Consider the following 19,489-nt stretch of genomic DNA (forward strand, 5'->3'; position numbering starts at 1 on the left):
TAATGAAAAAGTTAATACTCTTAACCTTATCTATAGTTAGCTTTAATAACTATGCAGTAGATTTTGTGTATCGTGTGGACTCAACCCCGCCGGACGTTATTTTTCGCGATGGGTTTTCACTACTTGGGTATAACCGTAACTTTCAGCAATTTATCAGTGGAAGGTCATGTAGTGGTGGAAGTAGTGACAGTCGCTATATTGCAACAACCTCAAGTGTTAATCAAACATATGCTATAGCCAGAGCGTACTATTCTCGCTCAACATTCAAAGGTAATTTATACAGATATCAGATTCGTGCAGATAATAATTTCTACAGCTTGCTCCCATCCATCACCTATCTGGAAACGCAAGGTGGTCACTTTAATGCTTATGAAAAAACGATGATGCGATTGCAAAGAGAGTATGTTTCCACATTATCTATTTTACCCGAGAATATTCAAAAGGCCGTGGCGCTTGTTTATGATAGCGCAACAGGTCTGGTAAAGGATGGTGTAAGCACAATGAATTCCAGTTATTTAGGTTTAAGCACTACGTCTAATCCTGGCGTGATACCTTTTCTTCCGGAACCGCAGACGTATACCCAACAACGAATTGATGCATTCGGCCCATTAATAAGTTCATGCTTTTCAATAGGTAGCGTATGTCAATCACATCGAGGGCAAAGAGCTGACGTATACAACATGTCTTTTTATGATGCAAGACCTGTAATAGAACTTATACTTTCTAAATAAATGAAACTTACCTATGTTGCCTATTAAATTAAACAGACCGTTTATTAGTGGTCTGGTTAATATTGTTTATTAAGTTGGCTATCCACTTAAGTTTATATACTTCAATAAGTTTTTTATCAGATTCATTGCATTATCAATCATAGCATTCAGGTACGTATTTTATTAATATTAGAAGGAGTCATTATGACTAAAGATGAAATCTTTGCATCTATCCTTAGTAGAGAAGGCGGTTACGTTGATCACCCTGACGACAGGGGGGGACCAACGCATTGGGGTATAACCCTGACGACGGCCCGGGCTAATGGCTATATGGGGGATATGCGGAATCTTACCCGTAATCAAGCATTAAAAATCCTTGAGGCAGATTATTGGTATGGTCCACGACTTGATCAGGTTGCCATTATCTCTCACTCTATCGCAGCTGAGCTTTGTGATACTGGTGTGAACATGGGACCCTCAATCCCGATTAAGTACTTCCAGCGTTGGCTTAATGTTTTTAATGATCAGCAAAAAATTTATCCGGATTTGATAGCAGATGGTCAGATTGGGCCACGGACGCTTTCGGCACTAACATTTTTTCTCTCTCACCGGAGAGATGAGGGCGAAATGATACTTATCCGGGCATTGAATTGTAGTCAGGGACAACGCTATCTGGAGTTAGCTGAAAAGCGCCAGGCGAATGAGTCATTTGTTTATGGATGGATAAAGGAACGGGTAAGGTTGTAATCCCCTTACTTACCACTATGGCGGTTTGTGATGATAGCATATAATGATATATTCACACAGAGAACTGGTGAAAGCCACTAAGTCTTATTATTACTATATTAAGGCGTCAGGTTTTTCTATAGTTCTTTGTGTGTTAAAAACGAGAAATTAATTATGTTGTATGGTATGAGAATGATAGTATTTCCAGCCAAATATTCTTACGGCTAAATACATTATTATCCTTTTCCATTTTGGCACGCCCAGAACTTTCATTCCATCCAGGAATATGAGATCGGACTCTTTTCTGTTACGTAATGGATAATGATACAGGTAGTCATGAATGATTGCCGCTTTGGCATATTCACCATCCGGTGGTAATAATGACCAGAAAATACGCGGAACAGTGGCAAGGTCGGTAACGAATCCTACCGGTACTTCAATGACATCATTTTTATCTTCACTGAGATAAAACCTGAATGGCTCATAAACACGCCATTTATAATGACCTAACATTTCCATAATTGCTGGACTGGTAAAACAACTCATAATTTTACCTTATAATAAATATATATTCTGCACCTTACGCTCAAAGTACATGTCGTCAACGCTATTTACTCATTAACAGCTTCGTGCCAAAAAGGCTACGGGATAATGATCAGAAGCGAGTTGTGGATTACGTAATGCTTCAACCCTTTGTGAATAAGGTGCTCGATCGACAATGACCCCATAATCTAAAATACCACCGCCAATTTGCGTGGGTTCTGTAGGTGCGAGTACGGCTACAACTCGTTCCAGATGCTCAGTCATCAGGTCATTTTCAAGTCTGTCTGGGCTGCGATTAAAATCCCCGGCAAGAAACCAGGATAAATGCCGCATCTGAGGTTGTCTAAAAAAATTAATGGTAACCCTGACAATAGCTGCAGCATCCGGACCTCCACTAGCCAGTGCGTGCGCTGTCAGAAAAACATCATTACCCAGTCCGATGCCAATGACGGGGCGAGATGCGACAGTTGTCGGACGCAAGACATAAACATTATCCGCTCTTTGTCTGGAAACTATTGCCAGATTAACACGGCGTGCTCCAACATCAATAGCCGAGTGGTAGATATATCTTATATCCTGACGGCTGGTGGTTCCGAGATTCCAGGTGTATTCATCAATGGGAATACCCACTCCAAAAGGCTGAATATGTCGTCCGGTAGGAACCGCTGAGGTGGGAACAGCACCGGCCTCCTGTACCATAAGAATATCCACACCGGCAGTACCACTTAAAAGCTGTCTGACATTGACATTCCATTTACTTTCTGTAGATGCTGAAGAGCCCTGAAGATTCCAGGTCATAACTTTGTAGTCACTGATATTAGCGCAGGCAAAAGAAATATAGCTGCAGATGATCATGGTCAGAAGGAAAAAAACAGGTTTTTTCATGATATCTACTCTCCCGATTATTACTTTTTTATCTGAATGATATATGTGTTCATAACCCATTGTTTCATGACGTTGATTTTATTCTGGCAATGCCTGACTTGTTTCTGGTTCTATGTCTTGTGCAGATAGTAAGATACATAGCCTAACGTCAATAAAACTAAAATAGATGTCTATTACAGAGGTAAAATGATAGTTTATTCAGTACAATCAATTAATTATTGTTAATACCAAAGAAACAACTATAGATAAACAACTAACTGAATTTAAAACTACATTCACTTATCTCATTGTAACTGTATTGGGTTGATTTATATGCGGAAATAGAGATTCGATATCATTAGTACTTTATAAGTAAACATAAATTTTTAATTACCAGGATTATTATATCCCTGTGTGGAAGGTAACATTTCATCTATTCTCATTCTTGTAGTGACACAGTAAATTTGGTCACCTGATTAAAGGTGATATTCTCACCTCAACACAAAACAGGTGACTTAATGAACAAGAAAACCGGACAAATTAATGGATACATCTTGAACGACTACAATAGCGTCAGACCTCACCATTATAACGGTGCACTGATGCCGGAAGAACCTGAGAACAGGTACCGTTTTTACTGTAAAACCGTGACCAATATTATCGATGCGCAGCAAAACGTATAATTCGTTGATAGGGCTTACAGGCGTGGCACTGGGCAAAACATTCAGTGGCAAGGACTGGCGCTGGCGGCATTTGGCAAATAGAATGTTGACCATGCGATAAACGCCACTTCCGCTACATGTTCTGAGTGGTGGCGTTTGCGTTATATCGTCACAGACAGCGCCTCAGGGCGCTGTTTTCGATCGGATATGTCGCTTTCGCAGGAGGGGACGTTATTCGGCGACCAGCCACATATCAGCCTCTTCAAACATCTCTTCCAGCATACGGTGCAGCCGTTCTTTCTCGGTTTTTGTACAGTCACTGTTTAATGCGTTCGCCTGCATTGGCTTAACTTTCACTTGCGCATCGGGAAAAAGTTGATGTACACGTTTTGTGAGTTCATTGAGGATGATTTCGCGTGCGCCTGGCAAACCTTCAACATTTCGCTTGTCATAAACGAGTTCGACGAACATCGCCATTTCCTTTTTACTGGTTGGATGACCAGTATTTAAGCTGGGTATATAACTGGTGTCAAGGTTTAGCCGCCGTTTTGTCATCCTGACGTTGCGGGCGTAAAGTAAATTGACCGCACGTGGAAGTAAAGGTCGCTAACCTGTTGTCGTTTCATGAGGTTAGCGGCTCTCTCTTCACAGCGGTGTCCTGCTACCTGATGGTAAATTCCAGGGCACGACTAAAATCGCAATCGGCCAATACAACAGGGTCGCCTTTTCTGACAATAATGCTATTTGTGCCCAGGCATTTTCGGCTCTGCTTCCCCTTGATTTTGTTATCATCAGTGAGCCAGCGCTGGTTATCATTACCCGTGCATGAATAAAGAATGATTGGCGTGCCTTCTTTCGTACCCTGTCCTGCAGCATCCAGACATTTCTCACCCTGCGTGATTCTGTCTCGGTGAAATAAGAAAAGCTGAGATTGCACATGCTTACACTCCCGCAGCGTCAAACGATTCTGTTGATCTGAGCCTGTATCAAGGCACAGACCATCAGTTGTCCGAATTTGTTCCGCGTCATTTATGTAATAACCACCGGAATTAATCTGGTTTTGTGTAATGACCGGGAACGACAAATTAATACTATAAGGTGCGGGTAAGCCGTTCGTCGTACACCCACATAAAATAGAGGAGAGGCAGAGAACCAGTGTGGTTTTTCCTGAAAGCAAAGTCATTCAATTATTACCCTAAAAATAAATAGCGTTACAACTATATTGGCGATTTATACCCACTGAATATGACGTAGCATTGAGCGGCAATAGAGATAATTCCGATAGAATCACATAAATACTTCGGTTAAATGCGCGCAGCCAGCCACTCCTGTGACGATGGGTATATAGCGTTAAATACTTTTGCAATATTAGATGCTATCACAGTGAAAAACGGCTGTACATTTCTTCACGTTAAACAAAGTGAGAAGGGGGCTGACACCCGATATATGATAAGAGAGGTCACGGGAGTCATCAGCAAAATAAATCCTTTAGATTTTCGTCACTGAAAACATTCTGCAGCCTTTCAGGCAAAGCCTCATAGCAGACTGCGGAGGTATACGGGCTCGCTAAATTTTTCTGAAAAAATGCCGAGGGACGAATTATGAAAGATAAACGTTGGCGGCGGTAGGTCCGCGGAGGCCATTAATACGACAAAACTCAACGCGTATACCGGGGATAAGCGCTTCTGTTTCGTGTTGGCGACATGCTGAAATGTGGACCTGAACATCTTTGCGTCCATCGGAGGGGGTGATGAGACCTTTACCGCTCTTACAATCAAAGGTTTTGACAATTCCTGTCATTTTACGAGACAAATAAATTCCTTAATGAGGATAACGAGGCGCACTATACACGTCAGGATAAATAATGCCAGCTATATTTGATGGCAATCAAGATTTCCGGACGGCTAAAAGTAGTCGTTCGGCACCATTGTAGATAAAGAACATTATGTTCTGGAGAAAGTATTCCCTTTCCTGGCGTCATTGACTGGTGCGGACATCATGGGTTTTGCCGTCGGGCAGGATGGTGAACTAATCTGCCTGGCTTGCTTTTTATCGGTACTTGCAGGCGGCTGCGGGGTTTTACTACCAAAATCGTAGATAAAAATTTCCCATGATGCCTGTTGTAAACCAGGATAATGGCCTGAACTGGCCAAAACATGGAATGAAAAAATAAGTAATGACCAAAGTATAAAAGCATGATGTTTCATAACGCCTCCTGTTATACGCAATGACTTGTGAAGTTCATCTCCAGAATTATGGAACGTCATTGGCATTTTTTATTCAACGAAGAGTTAACTATTCTTAATAATAATGGGTTTTATAGAGAAATAGACTTTTTTATCGGGTTTTCAATATTTGCGTCCGTTATTATTTTTCTGGAATGTAAATTCTCTCTCAACACAGGTGATATTTATATTGTAATTGTGGTATTGATTCTATTCTTATAACAAGAAATGTTGTAACTGATAGATATATTAAAAAGGTTAAATCGGAGCGGGAATAAAGCGTGTTGAGCATCATAGTGAATATGGTTACGGCACCAGCGATGGCATATAACATTATTTCGGCTGGAGCATCAAGTGAGGACTGTGAAGCACAATGAGATATGTTCTGGTTATATGGCGAGTTTGCTTACTGATATGTTTTTAGCCGATCGGCGTCAGGTCTCTTAATGTGGTTTTGAGATTTTTATTTAAATATCAAAAGGTTGCATGGCAAATTTGTTGTTCTATAGTGGCTAAACACTTTATGGTTTCTGTTAAAAATATATGCGTGAGAAAAATTAGCATTCAAATCTATAAAAGTGAGATGACATTGTAGAACCGGTTACCTTAAGGAGCGATAGAGAACTTCGGTAGTAAAAATCTCTTTCAGGAAGTAAACGTATCAGGAGCGATAGTGGTGAATTATTCGTGGTTTTGTCGATTCGGCATAGTGGCGATAACTGAATGCCGGATCGGTACCGCAGGTGTTTAAACACACCGTAAATAATAAGTAGTATTAAGGAGTTGTTATGAAAAATATTATTTTATCCACTTTAGTTATTACTACAGGCGTTTTGGTTGTAAATGTTGCACAGGCCGATACTAACGCCTTTTCCGTGGGGTATGCACAAAGTAAAGTTCAGGATTTCAAAAATATCCGAGGGGTAAATGTGAAATATCGTTATGAGGATGACTCTCCGGTAAGTTTTATTTCCTCGCTAAGTTACTTATATGGAGACAGCCAGGCTTCCGGGTCTGTTGAGTCTGAAGGTATTCATTACCATGACAAGTTTGAGGTGAAGTACGGCTCTTTTATGGTTGGGCCAGCCTATCGATTGTCTGACAATTTTTCGTTATACGCGCTGGCAGGTGTCGGCACGGTAAAGGCGACGTTTAAAGAACATTCCACTCAGGATGGCGATTCTTTTTCTAACAAAATTTCCTCAAGGAAAACGGGATTTGCCTGGGGCGCAGGTGTACAGATGAATCCGCTGGAGAATATCGTCGTCGATGTTGGGTATGAAGGAAGCAACATCTCCTCTACAAAAATAAACGGCTTCAACGTCGGGGTTGGATACCGTTTCTGAAAAGCATAAGCTATGCGGAAGGTTCGCCTTCCGCACCGCCAGTCAATAAAACAGGGCTTCTTTACCAGTGACACGTACCTGCCTGACTTTTCTCTCTTCGTCATACTCTCTTCGTCATAGTGACGCTGTACATAACATCTCACCAGCATAAGCACAGATAAAGGATTGTGGTAAGCAATCAAGGTTGCTCAGGTAGGTGATAAGCAGGAAGGACAATCTGGTGTAAATAACGCCAGATCTCACAAGATTCACTCTGAAAAATTTTCCTGGAATTAATCACAATGTCATCAAGATTTTGTGACCGCCTTCGCATATTGTACCTGCCGTTGAACGACTACTGAAAAGTAGCAAGGTATGTATCTTATCCAGGAGAGCACCTTTTTTGCGCCTGGCAGAAGTCCCCAGCCGCCACTAGCTCAGCTGGATAGAGCATCAACCTCCTAAGTTGATGGTGCGAGGTTCGAGGCCTCGGTGGCGGTCCAATGTGGTTATCGTATAATGTTATTACCTCAGTGTCAGGCTGATGATGTGGGTTCGACTCCCACTGACCACTTCAGTTTTGAATAAGTATTGTCCTGCAATACTGTTACAGAATAATTTCATTTATTACGTGACAAGATAGTCATTTATAAAAAATGCACAAAAATGTTATTGTCTTTTATTACTTGTGAGTTGTAGATTTTTCTTATGCGGTGAATCCCCCTTTGCGGCGGGGCGTCCAGTCAAATAGTTAATGTTCCTCGCGAGCCATATTGACTGTGGTATGGTTCACCGGGAGGCACCCGGCACCGCAATTTTTTATAAAATGAAATTCACACCCTATGGTTCAGAGCGGTGTTTTTCTACATCAGGTGGGCAAGCATAATGCAGGTTAACGTGAAAGATATGAGCAATAGCAGAAACCTGTGATTTCGTTTATGGCCTGGGGATTTAACCGCGCCAGAGCGTATGCAAGACCCTGGCGCGGTTGGCTGGTAATCGTTCAATAGTGCGAATATGAATGGTTACCAGCCGCTGTGAATTCTACCTGGGCCACTTAATAAAGCAAAACATTTAAGCACTAAACAACGACAATTAAGACAGTTCGAACTTTTCTTTAAAAATAGGATTAGCCATGTTTAAAAGTGGTTACTAATTAGCCATTATTTTATTGTAGTGATTCACATATTTTTTAACGTTACGTTACAGGAAGGTTGAAGTGGAAATGCCTGATGAGCCTTCAGGCATTTCTGAAGGTTAGTTAGCTAAGGAACAGTTACTGAGAACAGGTTTATCATCACCTTCCACCAGTTCAGCCGTTTTGCCTTTGGTATAAAGTTTATAAGTATAATTTTTGTCTATGGCTTCGTAATTTGCTCCGGAGGCCATTTTCATTAACCGCATCGGGATCATCTCGTTTACCTGACTGATAATCGCATAGGCGTTTCCAGCCTCAGTGTTGACGTAAATCACCTCCATAACCTGGTTATCATTACAGGTGTATATAGATTTAGAAATCTCCTGCGAAGCTGCTATAGAGGTGGTACTGGCGCTAAGCGCAGCGAGAAAGAGGGTAAATGGGATCAATTTACGTTTCATCATTAGTATCCTTTGTGCATAAAATTGTCGTTAATTCCCTGAAGAACGGGAGATAAAGCGGCATCAATACGATGAATGCTGTAGTATTCCTGTTTACTGACGAAAAGTGCGCCAGAAAAGCGTATTATAATTTATCCATCACTGACATATGTGATGAGTAGACAAATCTTAAAATCATAAACTATAGGCTGCAAATCATTATGACGCGATAGAAAATGATTGTCACCACTGCTCAATACTATGGCATAAAAACCGAAGAAAACGGTACTGTTCACTGTCTCGTTTCATACGATATCTGTCAGTGAAACTATTTCTTCAAATGATGGTCTTTTTATTATCGATCAGATAATGACATCAACAGGGGTTATTCAGGAGTATATGTGAAAAAGTGGCTTATAGGAGGGATATTGATCGCAAGTTTTCTGACCGGTTGTCTGATGTGGCACAACATTGATAAATGGTTTAATAAAGATATCGAATTTTTCTACGCCGGAGACGATGACTAAAATTCCTGTCAGTTGGCAACGGGTGTCATATCTTCAGGTATGGCGCCCGGAGTAGCCGGGCGCAAATTGTAGATGTATAAATGTCATTTCAAATGTCTTTTCATTAAAATTTTAGCGACAACATGGACACCCACTATCGCGTGCTAACGACCCTCTGAAGTCACAAGATGAATAAGCCAGTTTTTTGTTTCAGCGGTGACTGAAACATATTTTGTTCCTGGTGGGCTTACCGCCAGTTGCTGAAAAAGACAACGCTGATGTAACTGTTGCAGAGACTGACGAATACGACGACCGTGAGTTTTATTTTTGGCGACCATACTTCCTCCCAAAAGGCCGCCCGAAGGCGGCGCTGGGTTTGATAATGGAGAAGGACGTTGGTCACTGCCATAACCAACCTGCATATATTAATGCAATTGATAATCATTATCAATTGAGCTGGTGAAGAAAAATTGTAAAGATGAAGGGACTGCGGAAATGGCAATGAACGGGATGAGATTTTTCGTTAACCACTTAAATTTGTGACTAAAAAAAGGCTTTTATAGGCTTGAAAATGTTTTTTCCGTCCCTATGTAGTCAGTGGACAAGCAATGCTTGCCTTGATGTTGAACTTTTGAATAGTGATTCAGGAGGTTAATGATGGCACTCAGAACCTTGTCAGCACTTCCCGTGTTTGCTGATTCTCTTTTCTCTGACCGTTTCAACCGTATTGATAGACTTTTCAGTCAATTAACAGGAGATACGCCAGTCGCTGCGACGCCAGCTTACGATCTGCAAAAGCGCGATGCGAATAACTATCTGCTTACCGTGAGCGTTCCTGGCTGGAAAGAGGAAGAGCTTGAAATTGAAACGGTTGGCGGCAACCTGAATATTACGGGTAAACACACTGAAGAGACGGTAGAGGATCAGACGCACTGGATTTATCGTGGTATTCGTAAGGCGGATTTCCAGTTGAGTTTTTCTTTGCCTGAACATGCTAAGGTGAATAATGCGAAACTGGAACAGGGCCTCTTGTTGGTCGAGATTTACCAGGAGATCCCTGAAAGCGAGAAACCGAAAAAAATTGCCATAGAAAGCAAACCAAAGGCGATTGAACACAAATCATAATCGCGTTAATGAAGGCCCGTTTAGACGGGCCTTCATTGCCTGTAGCGAAAAGTATCCCGTCATGCTTGTAGGCACAGATCGCTAAATATTATAGCCCTGACCTCTATATTATCCCGTGCCACTGACCTCGTCGCCATTGGACGGCGGTAAGTTGGAATTATCCGCGAGGTCAGTCCAATTTTTGTCCACTCTCGACATTCTGCCTGTTATGGGCGCGATATCTGAACATAAATTCGTATAGCAGTTCATCGTTTTCACCGCGTTGATGCTATTTCTGCTAACACTACTTTCATACATAAAAAAGCTGATGCTTTTTACCTTATTTAATAGAGGCAGGTATGAAATTAGCGCTCGTCAATCGGCAGGTCATTTTACCGGAAAGCGGAACCGAGTCCTTCCAGTGCCATGCCTCTACGCTTGTTCGCCTACCGTGCGGTACGCTCGTGGCCGCATGGTTTGCGGGGCTGCGCGAAGGAAGCGAAGATACAGCCATCTGGCTATCTCGCTATGAACATAATATCTGGACAACACCGCAGCGAGTGGCGGCACGCGAGGGGGAAGCGCACTGGAATCCGGTGTTATTTTACCCGTCGGATAAATTGTGGTTATTTTATAAAGTAGGCAGCGACGTACACGTGTGGAAAACCTGGTTTATCATCTCCAGCGATCGAGGATTTACCTGGAGTACGCCAGCTCCGTTGGTTAACGATGATATTTTGCCGCGCGGTCCCGTAAAAAATAAACTCCTGCTGGCATCAAATGGCGCCTGGATTGCGCCAGGGTCGATTGAAAGTCCTGAACGGTGGAGGGCATTTGTGGATCGATCCTCTGACGAAGGAAAACACTGGAATATCTCTTTTGTTCCGCTGGAGCCTGATAACGCTATTTCCGGGACAAATGTAGCGTTGTGGGATGGTGTAAAAAAGGGGATGTTGTGGGAATGTTGTCTGGAAAACCTCCTGCGCTGGGATGGCGTTATTCAGCCTACGCTGTGGGAGTCTTCTCCGGGGCATATCCATATGTTGTTACGAAGCACACGCGGGGCAATTTTTCGCAGTGATTCAATCGACTATGGCGCTACCTGGTCTGTTGCCCGCGCGACATCTTTACCGAATAATAATAGTGGTATCGATCTGGTTAGTATGCCGGACGGTACGCTGATTCTTGCGTTAAATCCGGTCAACGGCAACTGGGGAAAGCGCTATCCGCTTTCACTGATTGCTTCCCAGGATAATGGCGAATCATGGCTACCGCTACTGGACCTGGAAAGTGACCACGGTGAGTATTCTTATCCCGCTATTATTAGCGAGGGCGGCGTCGTACATATCACCTACACGTGGAACCGGAAAAATATCGTATATTGTCGATTACAAACGGTATAAGGCGCTATCAGTCGAAACCGATAGCGCTGGAATAATAATGCCTTGCCCGGCGTGCTCTCTCACGCCGGGATGGCCGAAATAGTCATGATTTACCGGGTAACATCCTTGAAAATGTATCGTCTTTTTGTATGTAATGGTGAAACAACGCCGCTGCTGCATGCATGGCAATCAGGAAATAGCCGATATTGGCCAGCATTTCATGAATACGCTTTATATCCGATTTTAGGGTGCTATCTGGCGTCAAAAATACCGGTACAGTAAAACCAAAAAAGCTCCAGCTTTTCCCGCCTGACGCCATCATCACGACGCCCAGCAGCGGTAAGGCGAGAAAAGTGAGATAAAGCGCGATATGCATTAATTTAGCGGCTACGTGCTGCCAGTGAGGAGGGGGAGGCGTAATGACCGGATCCGGGTATTTGTGTTTAAGATATAACCGTAAAAACATCAGCGCCCAGACCAGAACGCCCATATCATAGTGCATGTCTTTCATAAACAGATAAACGCTGGAGCCTTTTGGCGCCCACCCTCGTAACTCAATAGCAGCATATGCGATGCCTGTCAGGAGCAGTGTTAACCAGTGAAGCGTTATTTGCAGTCTTGAGAAATGTGCCATTATTATTATCCTTTATTAACAACTGCTTGTAGAGTATGCGTAAAATCTTAACAGAACCTTAAAGCGGGGGCTGAGTCGCAAGGAACAGACAGAGATAGCGGCACGTAAAATGGGATAAAAAGCCGGCGGCATCGCCGGCTTACTGTTGTTATTGTCCTCTTACGACAACACAGGTTTTACCATAAAACGGATATGAGCCCGTAGTTTCATAATCAACACTCGACACTAAAGAAATATCGCCCGCTTTTTTCGCTGAATCAATAGATGCGTCGCCGGTATTTACAATACCCAATACCGTTTGCGCACACGCTTTACCGGTTTTGGTTGCCGGGAGACTCGTGGCAGTAATTGGCCCTTTAACATCCGTATATAAGCCAATCCCTGTCGGTGATGGTCCTGTAGCACACCCCGTTAAAAGAGAACCAATAAAGATAATTGAAAAAATGTGTTTTTTATTTGTCATGGGATTAGTCCATTATAAATAAATAGAAAACTTACCGTCCGAAAATGTCCGAACAGTCATTTAAAAAGTGGTGTATATTAAATATGCGATATTACTCTTTGCACCCTCCTGTTGATGTCGTACCTGATGGACAAATATCCGTTGAAGCCGGATATATTCCCCACGCCGTGTTTTTATAACTTGCGCATCCTGTCAGCAATGAGAACAGTACGGCTAAAAAAATCATCACGAGCCCTGGCGGCGTTAACATTTTTCGGTTGGACTCCATAGCATGTCATTTCATCGGGTTGCCATATGACTGGCGTTCTGCCGGTAAGTTTCATTAACACCCGGTTCGTTTAATATTGGTTTAGGTTTAAAGCCAGGAGGCGCTAATTACGATACCTTCTTACGTTTCAGCACTGACTAATAACGTTGAGAAAATGAACAGCGTCGGATGGGAAGACGTAATACAGAATAGAAAGGAAATAAGAGAATAAGATGGCGTTAATTAACCCGCTATTCCTGGCATCATTTCTCTTGCGTTTTATCCCCATCAAAAGCGGCCTTTAGCCCACGTTGGCGCTCCCGGCGTTTGTGCGTATGATGTTTTCAAAAGATCGTCATACTTTCTGTTCTGCATCAATTTTTTCATTACAAATGCTCGCCATAATGCCGTCCTCAGGAGGCCTCCCGACGTTTATGCTGCGCCGGGAGGAACAAAAACAACGTATAATCTGGGGTAAACTGATGATTAAAGGCAAACTGGCGCTCATAACGTGCGCGATGGCTCTGGCATTCACCTCGCCGCTTTTCGCCGCGTCGGACACGGCAGATGGCCATACCTTAAAGCTGGCCATTGGCCCTGAGCCAACGGAAGGCTTTGATCCTATGCTGGGCTGGAGCCACGGCAGTTACTTATTGCTTCATGCGCCGTTGCTCAAGCAAAACGCCGATATGAGTTGGGGTAATTTACTGACGGAAAAAGTGGACACCAGCCCCGATGGTAAAACCTGGATACTGACCTTAAAACCCGATCTGAAATTCTCCGATGGCTCGCCATTAACTGCCGAAGATGTCGTTTTTACATATAACAAAGCGGCGAAGAGCGGCGGTAAAATTGACATGGGCAACTTTAGTCATGCGCGAGCGCTGGATGCGCGCCGAATTGAGATGACGCTGAGCCATCCGCAGAGTACCTTTGTGAATGTACTCGGGTCGTTAGGGATTGTTCCGGCCAGCCGTTATGATGAAAAAACGTTTGCCCGCGAACCGATAGGCGCCGGTCCGTACCGACTGGTCAGTTTCCAGCCTGGTCAGCAACTGATTGTTGAAGCCAACCCCTGGTATGCAGGTAAAAAGAATGACTTTAACCGGCTGGTTTTTGTCTTCCTGGATGAAGATAATGCTTATGCCGCCGCGCGCAGCGGACAGTTGGGACTGGTGCGCATTGCCCCTTCTATGGCGGTGGCCCCGCAGCAGGATAATCTTAAACTCTGGGTACGCGATAGCGTTGAAAACCGGGGCATAGTCTTCCCGATGGTGCCAGCCGGTAAAAAGGATGCTAACGGTTATCCTGTCGGCAACGATGTGACCGCTGATGTCGCTATCAGACGCGCAATTAACTATGCCATTAATCGTAAGCAACTAGCGGAACAGGTGATGGAAGGCCATGCGATACCCGCCTATAGCGCGGTGCAGGGATTGCCGTGGCAAAATCCTTCAGTGGTATTCAGCGATGGCGATATTGCAAAAGCGCGCGCCATCCTGGAAGAGGCTGGCTGGAAGATAAACAGTGCGGGCGTGCGTGAAAAAGCAGGTAAAGAAGCGCGTCTGACCTTATGGTATGCCAGTGGCGACAGCACCCGGCGGGATCTGGCCGAGGCGGTGCGCGCCATGTTGCAGCCTTTAGGCATTGTCGTCTCGTTGCAATCGGGAAGCTGGGAAACCGTAGAGCGCCATATGCACGCTAACCCTACGCTGTTTGGCTGGGGAAGTCTGGACCCGATGGAACTCTTCCATCACTACAGCGGAAAAGCCGCTGGTGTGGAATATTATAACCCGGGCTATTACAGCAACCCTGCGGTAGAAGCACATCTGAAACAGGCTATAGATGCGCCTGACTGGCAAAAGGCGATTCCTTTCTGGCAGCAGGTTGAGTGGGATGGAAAGCAGGGCGCGGGCGTCCAGGGCGATGCGGCATGGGCATGGCTGCTTAATATTCAGCATACCTATTTGGCCAACCCTTGTATTGATCTGGGAAAAGGCGCGCCAGAAATCCACGGTAGCTGGTCGGTGTTAAACAATCTTGATGACTGGACCTGGACCTGTCGGTGATGAAATTGTTCTTCAGTCATTTTTTGCGGCTGATTATTCTGTTGGTGCTGGTGGCTGCCGGCACCTTCATTTTGCTTAGCTTTTCGCCCGTTGATCCTATCCGCGCTTATATTGGCAACGATCTGCTCCATGTTCCGCCAGAACAATATGCGCTGATTGCGGCGCGCTGGGGGCTTGACCAGCCGCTGTGGGAGCGTTTCGGTCACTGGTTTTGGCGTCTGCTCCAGGGTGACATGGGGTATTCCATGCTGTTTAACATGCCTGTCGCCAGCGTGATCCGGGAACGTTTTGCGACGTCATTCGCGCTGCTGGCAGGCGCCTGGCTATTGTCTGGTGTGTTGGGCGTGACATTGGGTTTTCTGGCCGGACGTTTTCTCCACCGTTGGCCGGATAAGATGATTTGCCGTATCAGCTACTTATTGTCATCGTTGCCCACTTTCTGGATAGCAATGCTGCTGCTGGCGCTGTTTGCCGTCCGCTGGCCGGTATTACCTGTTTGTTGCGCCTGGGACCCCGGAAATAATGCAGGAACAGCTCTTTTATCGGAACGTTTACGCCATCTTGTGTTGCCGGTATGTGCGTTAAGTCTGTTGGGCATGGGGCAAATTGCGCTGCATACGCGAGAAAAAATAGCCAGCGTAATGAAGAGCGAATTTATTCGTTTTGCGCGCGCTCAGGGGGATAAAGGATGGTCGCTGTTACGTCACCAGGTGTTACGTCATGCGATTACCCCAGCACTCTGTTTACAGTTTGCTTCTCTGGGCGAACTGATGGGGGGGGGCGTTACTGGCAGAAAAAGTCTTTGCGTATCCGGGGCTGGGACAGGCCACTATCGATGCCGGCCTGCGTGGCGATGTCCCGCTACTCATGGGGATCGTTTTATTCTGTACGCTATTAGTGTTTGCCGGAAATACGATTTCAGCCTGGCTTGTGGTGGTGCTTAATCGATCGCTGGAGCGTCCCGATGCTCTATAATCCTGCCCCGACATTGCTTCGTCTGATCCTCTCCGTTACCTGCCTGCTGTTTATTGCCGGATACGGTTATGCCACGTTGAGCCAGCCGCCAGAGGTTAATCTGCTTGCCCGGCATCTGTCGCCTGATATCCAGCACTGGTTTGGCACCGATAATCTGGGGCGCGATGTATGGCTTCGTTGCTTTCAGGGGGCCTTCACCAGTTTACAAATTGGCGTTGGCGCCGCGTTGTGCAGCGGCGTTATTGCGCTAGTGATGGCGGCAGCGGCGCGTATTCATCCCCGGCTGGACCTCCTGATGCGGCTGATAACCGATGCCATGCTCGCCATGCCGCATTTACTTTTGCTGATCCTTATCTGTTTTACGCTCGGCGGCGGTAAAAGCGGCGTCATTGCGGCCGTGGCGTTAACGCACTGGCCCCGTCTGGCGCTGATTCTGCGCGCCGACGCGGAGCGGGTAGCGCAGAGTGACTACCTGACATTGACCTATCGTCTGGGGCATGGACACCTTTATTGCTGGCGATATCACTATTTTCCGGCGCTATTGCCGCAATGGTTGACGGGAACGTTATTGATGTTTCCTCATGCGGTATTGCACAGCGCGGCGTTAAGTTTTCTGGGGTTTGGGCTGGCGCCGCATGAGCCTTCGCTGGGACTGTTGCTGGCGGATGCGTTACGGTTTATTAGCCATGGAAACTGGTGGCTGGTGCTGTTTCCCGGCCTAATGTTATTCACGCTGGTGATGCTCTTCGATCAGTTTGCGCGCGCCATTCAGCGGCTGTGGCTAAGGAGTGACGTATGCTGAGTTTACAACAGGTTACGCTGGAAAGCGCGCGTTATCGCTGGTATGGCGCGAGACGCTGGTCGCCGTTATTACAGAATGTCTCTTTTGATATCGCGCCCGGAGAAATGGTGGCATTGGTTGGCGGCAGCGGGGAAGGCAAAAGTCTGCTGCTGCAATGCCTGCTCGATCTGCTGCCGGAAAATTTACGCTTTCGGGGGGAAATTACGCTTGATGGCAACCGGCTGGACAGACATACCATCAGGCAGCTTAGGGGCAATACGTTTAGCTACGTGCCGCAGGGGGTACAGGCGCTTAATCCCATGCTGAATATCAGAAAACATTTGAACAGAGCATGTCATCTGACCGGACGCGTCTGGGATGAGACGCAGATGGTACAGCTATTGCAGCAAAGCGATCTCGAACCGACAGTCCTGGAACGCTTTCCTCGCCAGCTCTCCGGCGGGATGGCTAAACGAATTCTGGCGTGCCACGCCTCGCTCAGCCAGGCACGTTATATCCTCGCGGATGAGATCACCGCCTGGCTTGATACCGCACTGGCAAACCAGTTGCTTGAGCACTTGCGAGGTCTCTGCGAGCGGGGATGCGGCGTGCTGTGGGTGACTCATGACCTGCTGCTGGCGGCGCGGTATGCCGATCGCATTGTGGCGCTGCATCAGGGTTATATCACGGACAATATTCGCCGTGAACGATTACAGCCGGAAGAGATGAGTGAGCCGTTAAAACGGCAATGGCAAGCATTGCCTGAACTAAACCCGTTATTTATGCCGACCGGAGAGGGAATAGAATGCTAAGCTGCCGCGACCTCGTTATTCGTCAGGGTGGGAAAGTCTTATGGCATAACCTGACGTTTACGATTTCTGCCGGTGAACGGGTAGGAATTCATGCGCCAAGCGGAACGGGGAAAACAACGTTGGGGCGCGTCCTGGCCGGATGGCAAAAACCGACGGCGGGCGACGTTCTGCTGGACGGTAGCCCGTTACCCCTGCATCAGTATTGTCCGGTACAGCTGGTCCCCCAGCATCCTGAACTGACGTTTAATCCCTGGCGAAGCGCCGGAGACGCTATGCGTGATGCCTGGCAGCCTGACCCGGAAACGATGAGGCATTTGCATGTGCAGCCCGAGTGGCTGACGCGTCGGCCAATGCAGCTCTCAGGCGGTGAGTTGGCGCGTATTGCGATACTGCGCGCGCTTGACCCGCGAACGCGTTTTCTGATTGCCGACGAAATGACGGCGCAACTCGATCCGTCTATTCAAAAAGCGATATGGGTATACGTGCTTGAGGTGTGCCGCAGCCGTTCATTAGGGATGTTGGTGATTAGTCATCAGTCTGCGCTGCTTGATCAAGTCTGTACCCGCCATTTACAGGTGGAATAGCCGCAAGTCGTTTCCCCGCATTGCCGTGTCGCCGTTAACGCACCGGGAACCCATGGGTTCCCGGTATTGTCGGCAGAGATTTTACTGCATGACGCGTTTATCTGCGTTTTTTGCATCAGCGGTATTACTGTAGTCCCTGGTCTCTTCAACCTGTACAGGGGCTCTGACGACCAGACTAGGCAGCGCCAGTTCGATATCATTCTCAATGAGTTTTTCAATAATACGGATATTTATCTCTTGCTGAATATCCATGTATTTATTGTAATCCGCGGTATTGACGATATGCACCACCTCATAGGTCAGCCGATCCTGACCAAAGGCCAGTAGATGGGCGCGGTCGAATTGTGTTTCGCCGACATCGGTAATAATCTTTTTCACCATATCGCCGATGAGGCGTAACTTTTCCGGCGGTGTCGCAGTGGCGACGCCAAAAGTAAACACGATACGACGCGTTTGCATCCGCTTATAGTTGTGTATGGTTTGCTGCAACAACTGCGCGTTTGCACAAACGATCTGTTCGCCGCTGAGGCTACGGATGCGGGTGGTTTTCAAACCGATATGTTCAATCGTACCGGCTACATCATTAAAGACGACGAAATCGCCGATCTCGAAGGGCTTATCGAAACCAATCGACAGCGAAGCGAAGACATCGCTCAGAACGGTTTGTACCGCCAGGGCAATAGCAATACCGCCCACGCCGAGGCTTGCTACCAGTGCAGTAATATCCACGCCGACGTTCGCCAGGATGGAGAGCAGCATCATAGACCAGACGAGCACGCGCAAAATCATACCAAGAATGACTAACGTCACCGGGTTTTTATTGGAGCCTGGGGCATACAGTAAATGACGCATCCATGACTGTACGCCCTGATCAAGCCAAATCGCCATTTGAATCGCAACCACTAAAAACCAGGCGTGAGAGAGGGTAGAGAATAACCGGTCGGGCAGGGCGACAAAGCGCAGACTAAAGAGAAATGCGGCAAAAAAGATTAGCATTTTACTGGTCTTTTTCAGCATCTCGAAAACAATAGGCCGCAGCCGCCCATGAGCGTCATCCTTTTTATCCGGGCGTTGTAGCGCTTTATAGACCACATTAAGTAGCCAGTTGATGAGCCAGTAAGTAATGAGGGTGACGAAAAAAACGACCGCCAGATTGATCCAGAACGTCGTTGACATCAGCATCGCAACGATATTTAGTCGTGCTAAATACTCCATTTTACCTCCGATGAAAAGCAGATGAACATTACAGTATAGACGTCACATCACGGAGGCCGATTTCCGGCTTTACTATTGCTGTTT

The 19,489-nt window shown here is 46.0% G+C and carries 22 protein-coding genes, 1 tRNA gene and 1 pseudogene; 14 read left to right on the forward strand and 10 right to left on the reverse strand.

Annotated features, from left to right (window positions below; all coding sequences use genetic code 11):
- Positions 1-2: 2 nt before the first annotated feature.
- Both pltA and ACLJRH_RS11645 read left to right on the forward strand, forming a co-directional pair.
- On the forward strand, positions 3-731 hold the full coding sequence (gene pltA, locus ACLJRH_RS11640) for a typhoid-like toxin S-CDT ADP-ribosylating subunit PltA (protein ID WP_000733630.1): 729 nt from the start codon (positions 3-5) through the stop codon (positions 729-731).
- Between the two features lie 183 nt (positions 732-914).
- The gene (locus ACLJRH_RS11645; protein WP_000158845.1) at positions 915-1,457 is read left to right on the forward strand and encodes a glycoside hydrolase family 108 protein; all 543 of its coding nucleotides are present in this window, start codon (positions 915-917) and stop codon (positions 1,455-1,457) included.
- A 147-nt stretch (positions 1,458-1,604) separates the two neighbouring features.
- Here ACLJRH_RS11645 and ACLJRH_RS11650 read toward each other — a convergent pair whose 3' ends face one another.
- Complete coding sequence (locus ACLJRH_RS11650) at positions 1,605-1,982, reverse strand: DUF1353 domain-containing protein (protein ID WP_001277616.1); 378 nt, start codon at positions 1,980-1,982, stop codon at positions 1,605-1,607.
- Between the two features lie 72 nt (positions 1,983-2,054).
- Positions 2,055-2,864, reverse strand: a complete 810-nt coding sequence (cdtB, locus tag ACLJRH_RS11655; protein ID WP_001529135.1) for a cytolethal distending toxin S-CDT — start codon at positions 2,862-2,864, stop codon at positions 2,055-2,057.
- 497 nt (positions 2,865-3,361) lie between these two features.
- Between cdtB and ACLJRH_RS11660 the strand changes: the two genes are divergently transcribed.
- On the forward strand, positions 3,362-3,526 hold the full coding sequence (locus tag ACLJRH_RS11660) for a hypothetical protein (RefSeq protein ID WP_001036547.1): 165 nt from the start codon (positions 3,362-3,364) through the stop codon (positions 3,524-3,526).
- A gap of 210 nt (positions 3,527-3,736) precedes the next feature.
- Here ACLJRH_RS11660 and msgA read toward each other — a convergent pair whose 3' ends face one another.
- The 4 genes from msgA to pagD all read right to left on the reverse strand — a co-directional run bounded on the left by msgA (position 3,737) and on the right by pagD (position 5,712).
- Complete coding sequence (msgA, locus tag ACLJRH_RS11665; protein ID WP_000497451.1) at positions 3,737-3,976, reverse strand: virulence protein MsgA; 240 nt, start codon at positions 3,974-3,976, stop codon at positions 3,737-3,739.
- A gap of 190 nt (positions 3,977-4,166) precedes the next feature.
- The gene (locus tag ACLJRH_RS11670) at positions 4,167-4,688 is read right to left on the reverse strand and encodes an RICIN domain-containing protein (RefSeq protein WP_001542631.1); all 522 of its coding nucleotides are present in this window, start codon (positions 4,686-4,688) and stop codon (positions 4,167-4,169) included.
- 416 nt (positions 4,689-5,104) lie between these two features.
- Complete coding sequence (gene cspF / locus ACLJRH_RS11675) at positions 5,105-5,317, reverse strand: cold shock-like protein CspF (RefSeq protein ID WP_001537306.1); 213 nt, start codon at positions 5,315-5,317, stop codon at positions 5,105-5,107.
- A 131-nt stretch (positions 5,318-5,448) separates the two neighbouring features.
- Positions 5,449-5,712, reverse strand: coding sequence for a virulence protein PagD (gene pagD, locus ACLJRH_RS11680; RefSeq protein WP_001605721.1), 264 nt, complete (start codon positions 5,710-5,712; stop codon positions 5,449-5,451).
- A gap of 806 nt (positions 5,713-6,518) precedes the next feature.
- Here pagD and pagC point away from each other — a divergent pair.
- Positions 6,519-7,076: a virulence membrane protein PagC gene (gene pagC, locus ACLJRH_RS11685; protein WP_000789469.1), complete on the forward strand. Its 558-nt coding sequence runs from the start codon at positions 6,519-6,521 to the stop codon at positions 7,074-7,076.
- A gap of 405 nt (positions 7,077-7,481) precedes the next feature.
- Positions 7,482-7,558: transfer RNA gene (locus ACLJRH_RS11690), tRNA-Arg, on the forward strand.
- Positions 7,559-8,312: 754 nt separating this feature from the next.
- On the opposite strand, the gene ACLJRH_RS11695 is transcribed toward ACLJRH_RS11690, so the two are convergent.
- A complete protein-coding gene (locus ACLJRH_RS11695; RefSeq protein WP_000977725.1) occupies positions 8,313-8,657 on the reverse strand; it encodes a c-type lysozyme inhibitor in 345 nt (114 codons plus the stop codon).
- Between the two features lie 377 nt (positions 8,658-9,034).
- Here ACLJRH_RS11695 and ACLJRH_RS11700 point away from each other — a divergent pair, with 377 nt between their 5' ends.
- The 4 genes from ACLJRH_RS11700 to ACLJRH_RS11715 all read left to right on the forward strand — a co-directional run bounded on the left by ACLJRH_RS11700 (position 9,035) and on the right by ACLJRH_RS11715 (position 11,646).
- Complete coding sequence (locus ACLJRH_RS11700) at positions 9,035-9,160, forward strand: hypothetical protein (protein WP_000758944.1); 126 nt, start codon at positions 9,035-9,037, stop codon at positions 9,158-9,160.
- A 211-nt stretch (positions 9,161-9,371) separates the two neighbouring features.
- Positions 9,372-9,602 carry a hypothetical protein gene (locus ACLJRH_RS11705; RefSeq protein WP_077909914.1) on the forward strand — a complete coding sequence of 77 codons (231 nt, stop codon included), beginning with the start codon at positions 9,372-9,374 and terminating at the stop codon, positions 9,600-9,602.
- 194 nt (positions 9,603-9,796) lie between these two features.
- Positions 9,797-10,264: an Hsp20 family protein gene (locus ACLJRH_RS11710; protein ID WP_001218118.1), complete on the forward strand. Its 468-nt coding sequence runs from the start codon at positions 9,797-9,799 to the stop codon at positions 10,262-10,264.
- Positions 10,265-10,602: 338 nt separating this feature from the next.
- Entirely contained in the window at positions 10,603-11,646 is a 1,044-nt protein-coding gene (locus ACLJRH_RS11715; protein ID WP_023136874.1) for a sialidase family protein, read from the forward strand.
- Positions 11,647-11,728: 82 nt separating this feature from the next.
- On the opposite strand, the gene ACLJRH_RS11720 is transcribed toward ACLJRH_RS11715, so the two are convergent.
- Complete coding sequence (locus ACLJRH_RS11720; RefSeq protein ID WP_000929976.1) at positions 11,729-12,259, reverse strand: cytochrome b; 531 nt, start codon at positions 12,257-12,259, stop codon at positions 11,729-11,731.
- Between the two features lie 148 nt (positions 12,260-12,407).
- Positions 12,408-12,722, reverse strand: coding sequence for a TRL-like family protein (locus ACLJRH_RS11725; protein WP_000182479.1), 315 nt, complete (start codon positions 12,720-12,722; stop codon positions 12,408-12,410).
- Between the two features lie 681 nt (positions 12,723-13,403).
- Between ACLJRH_RS11725 and ACLJRH_RS11730 the strand changes: the two genes are divergently transcribed.
- The 5 genes and pseudogenes from ACLJRH_RS11730 (at position 13,404) to ACLJRH_RS11750 (ending at position 18,190) form a co-directional block, all read left to right on the forward strand.
- Complete coding sequence (locus ACLJRH_RS11730) at positions 13,404-15,038, forward strand: ABC transporter substrate-binding protein (protein ID WP_000946070.1); 1,635 nt, start codon at positions 13,404-13,406, stop codon at positions 15,036-15,038.
- A pseudogene (locus ACLJRH_RS11735) lies at positions 15,038-16,013 on the forward strand (ABC transporter permease). Before ACLJRH_RS11730 ends, ACLJRH_RS11735 begins: the two are co-directional and overlap by 1 nt.
- Positions 16,003-16,815, forward strand: a complete 813-nt coding sequence (locus tag ACLJRH_RS11740) for an ABC transporter permease (protein ID WP_000966647.1) — start codon at positions 16,003-16,005, stop codon at positions 16,813-16,815. Before ACLJRH_RS11735 ends, ACLJRH_RS11740 begins: the two are co-directional and overlap by 11 nt.
- Positions 16,809-17,606, forward strand: coding sequence for an ATP-binding cassette domain-containing protein (locus tag ACLJRH_RS11745; RefSeq protein WP_000950208.1), 798 nt, complete (start codon positions 16,809-16,811; stop codon positions 17,604-17,606). Before ACLJRH_RS11740 ends, ACLJRH_RS11745 begins: the two co-directional genes overlap by 7 nt.
- Positions 17,600-18,190 carry an ATP-binding cassette domain-containing protein gene (locus ACLJRH_RS11750; RefSeq protein ID WP_000947448.1) on the forward strand — a complete coding sequence of 197 codons (591 nt, stop codon included), beginning with the start codon at positions 17,600-17,602 and terminating at the stop codon, positions 18,188-18,190. The genes ACLJRH_RS11745 and ACLJRH_RS11750 overlap by 7 nt, the downstream gene beginning before the upstream one ends.
- An 81-nt stretch (positions 18,191-18,271) precedes the next feature.
- Here ACLJRH_RS11750 and ACLJRH_RS11755 read toward each other — a convergent pair whose 3' ends face one another.
- Positions 18,272-19,405: a mechanosensitive ion channel family protein gene (locus ACLJRH_RS11755; protein WP_000456065.1), complete on the reverse strand. Its 1,134-nt coding sequence runs from the start codon at positions 19,403-19,405 to the stop codon at positions 18,272-18,274.
- Between the last annotated feature and the right edge of the window lie 84 nt (positions 19,406-19,489).

The organism is Salmonella sp. SAL04162, from assembly GCF_046551535.1.
Classification (GTDB): domain Bacteria; phylum Pseudomonadota; class Gammaproteobacteria; order Enterobacterales; family Enterobacteriaceae; genus Salmonella; species Salmonella enterica.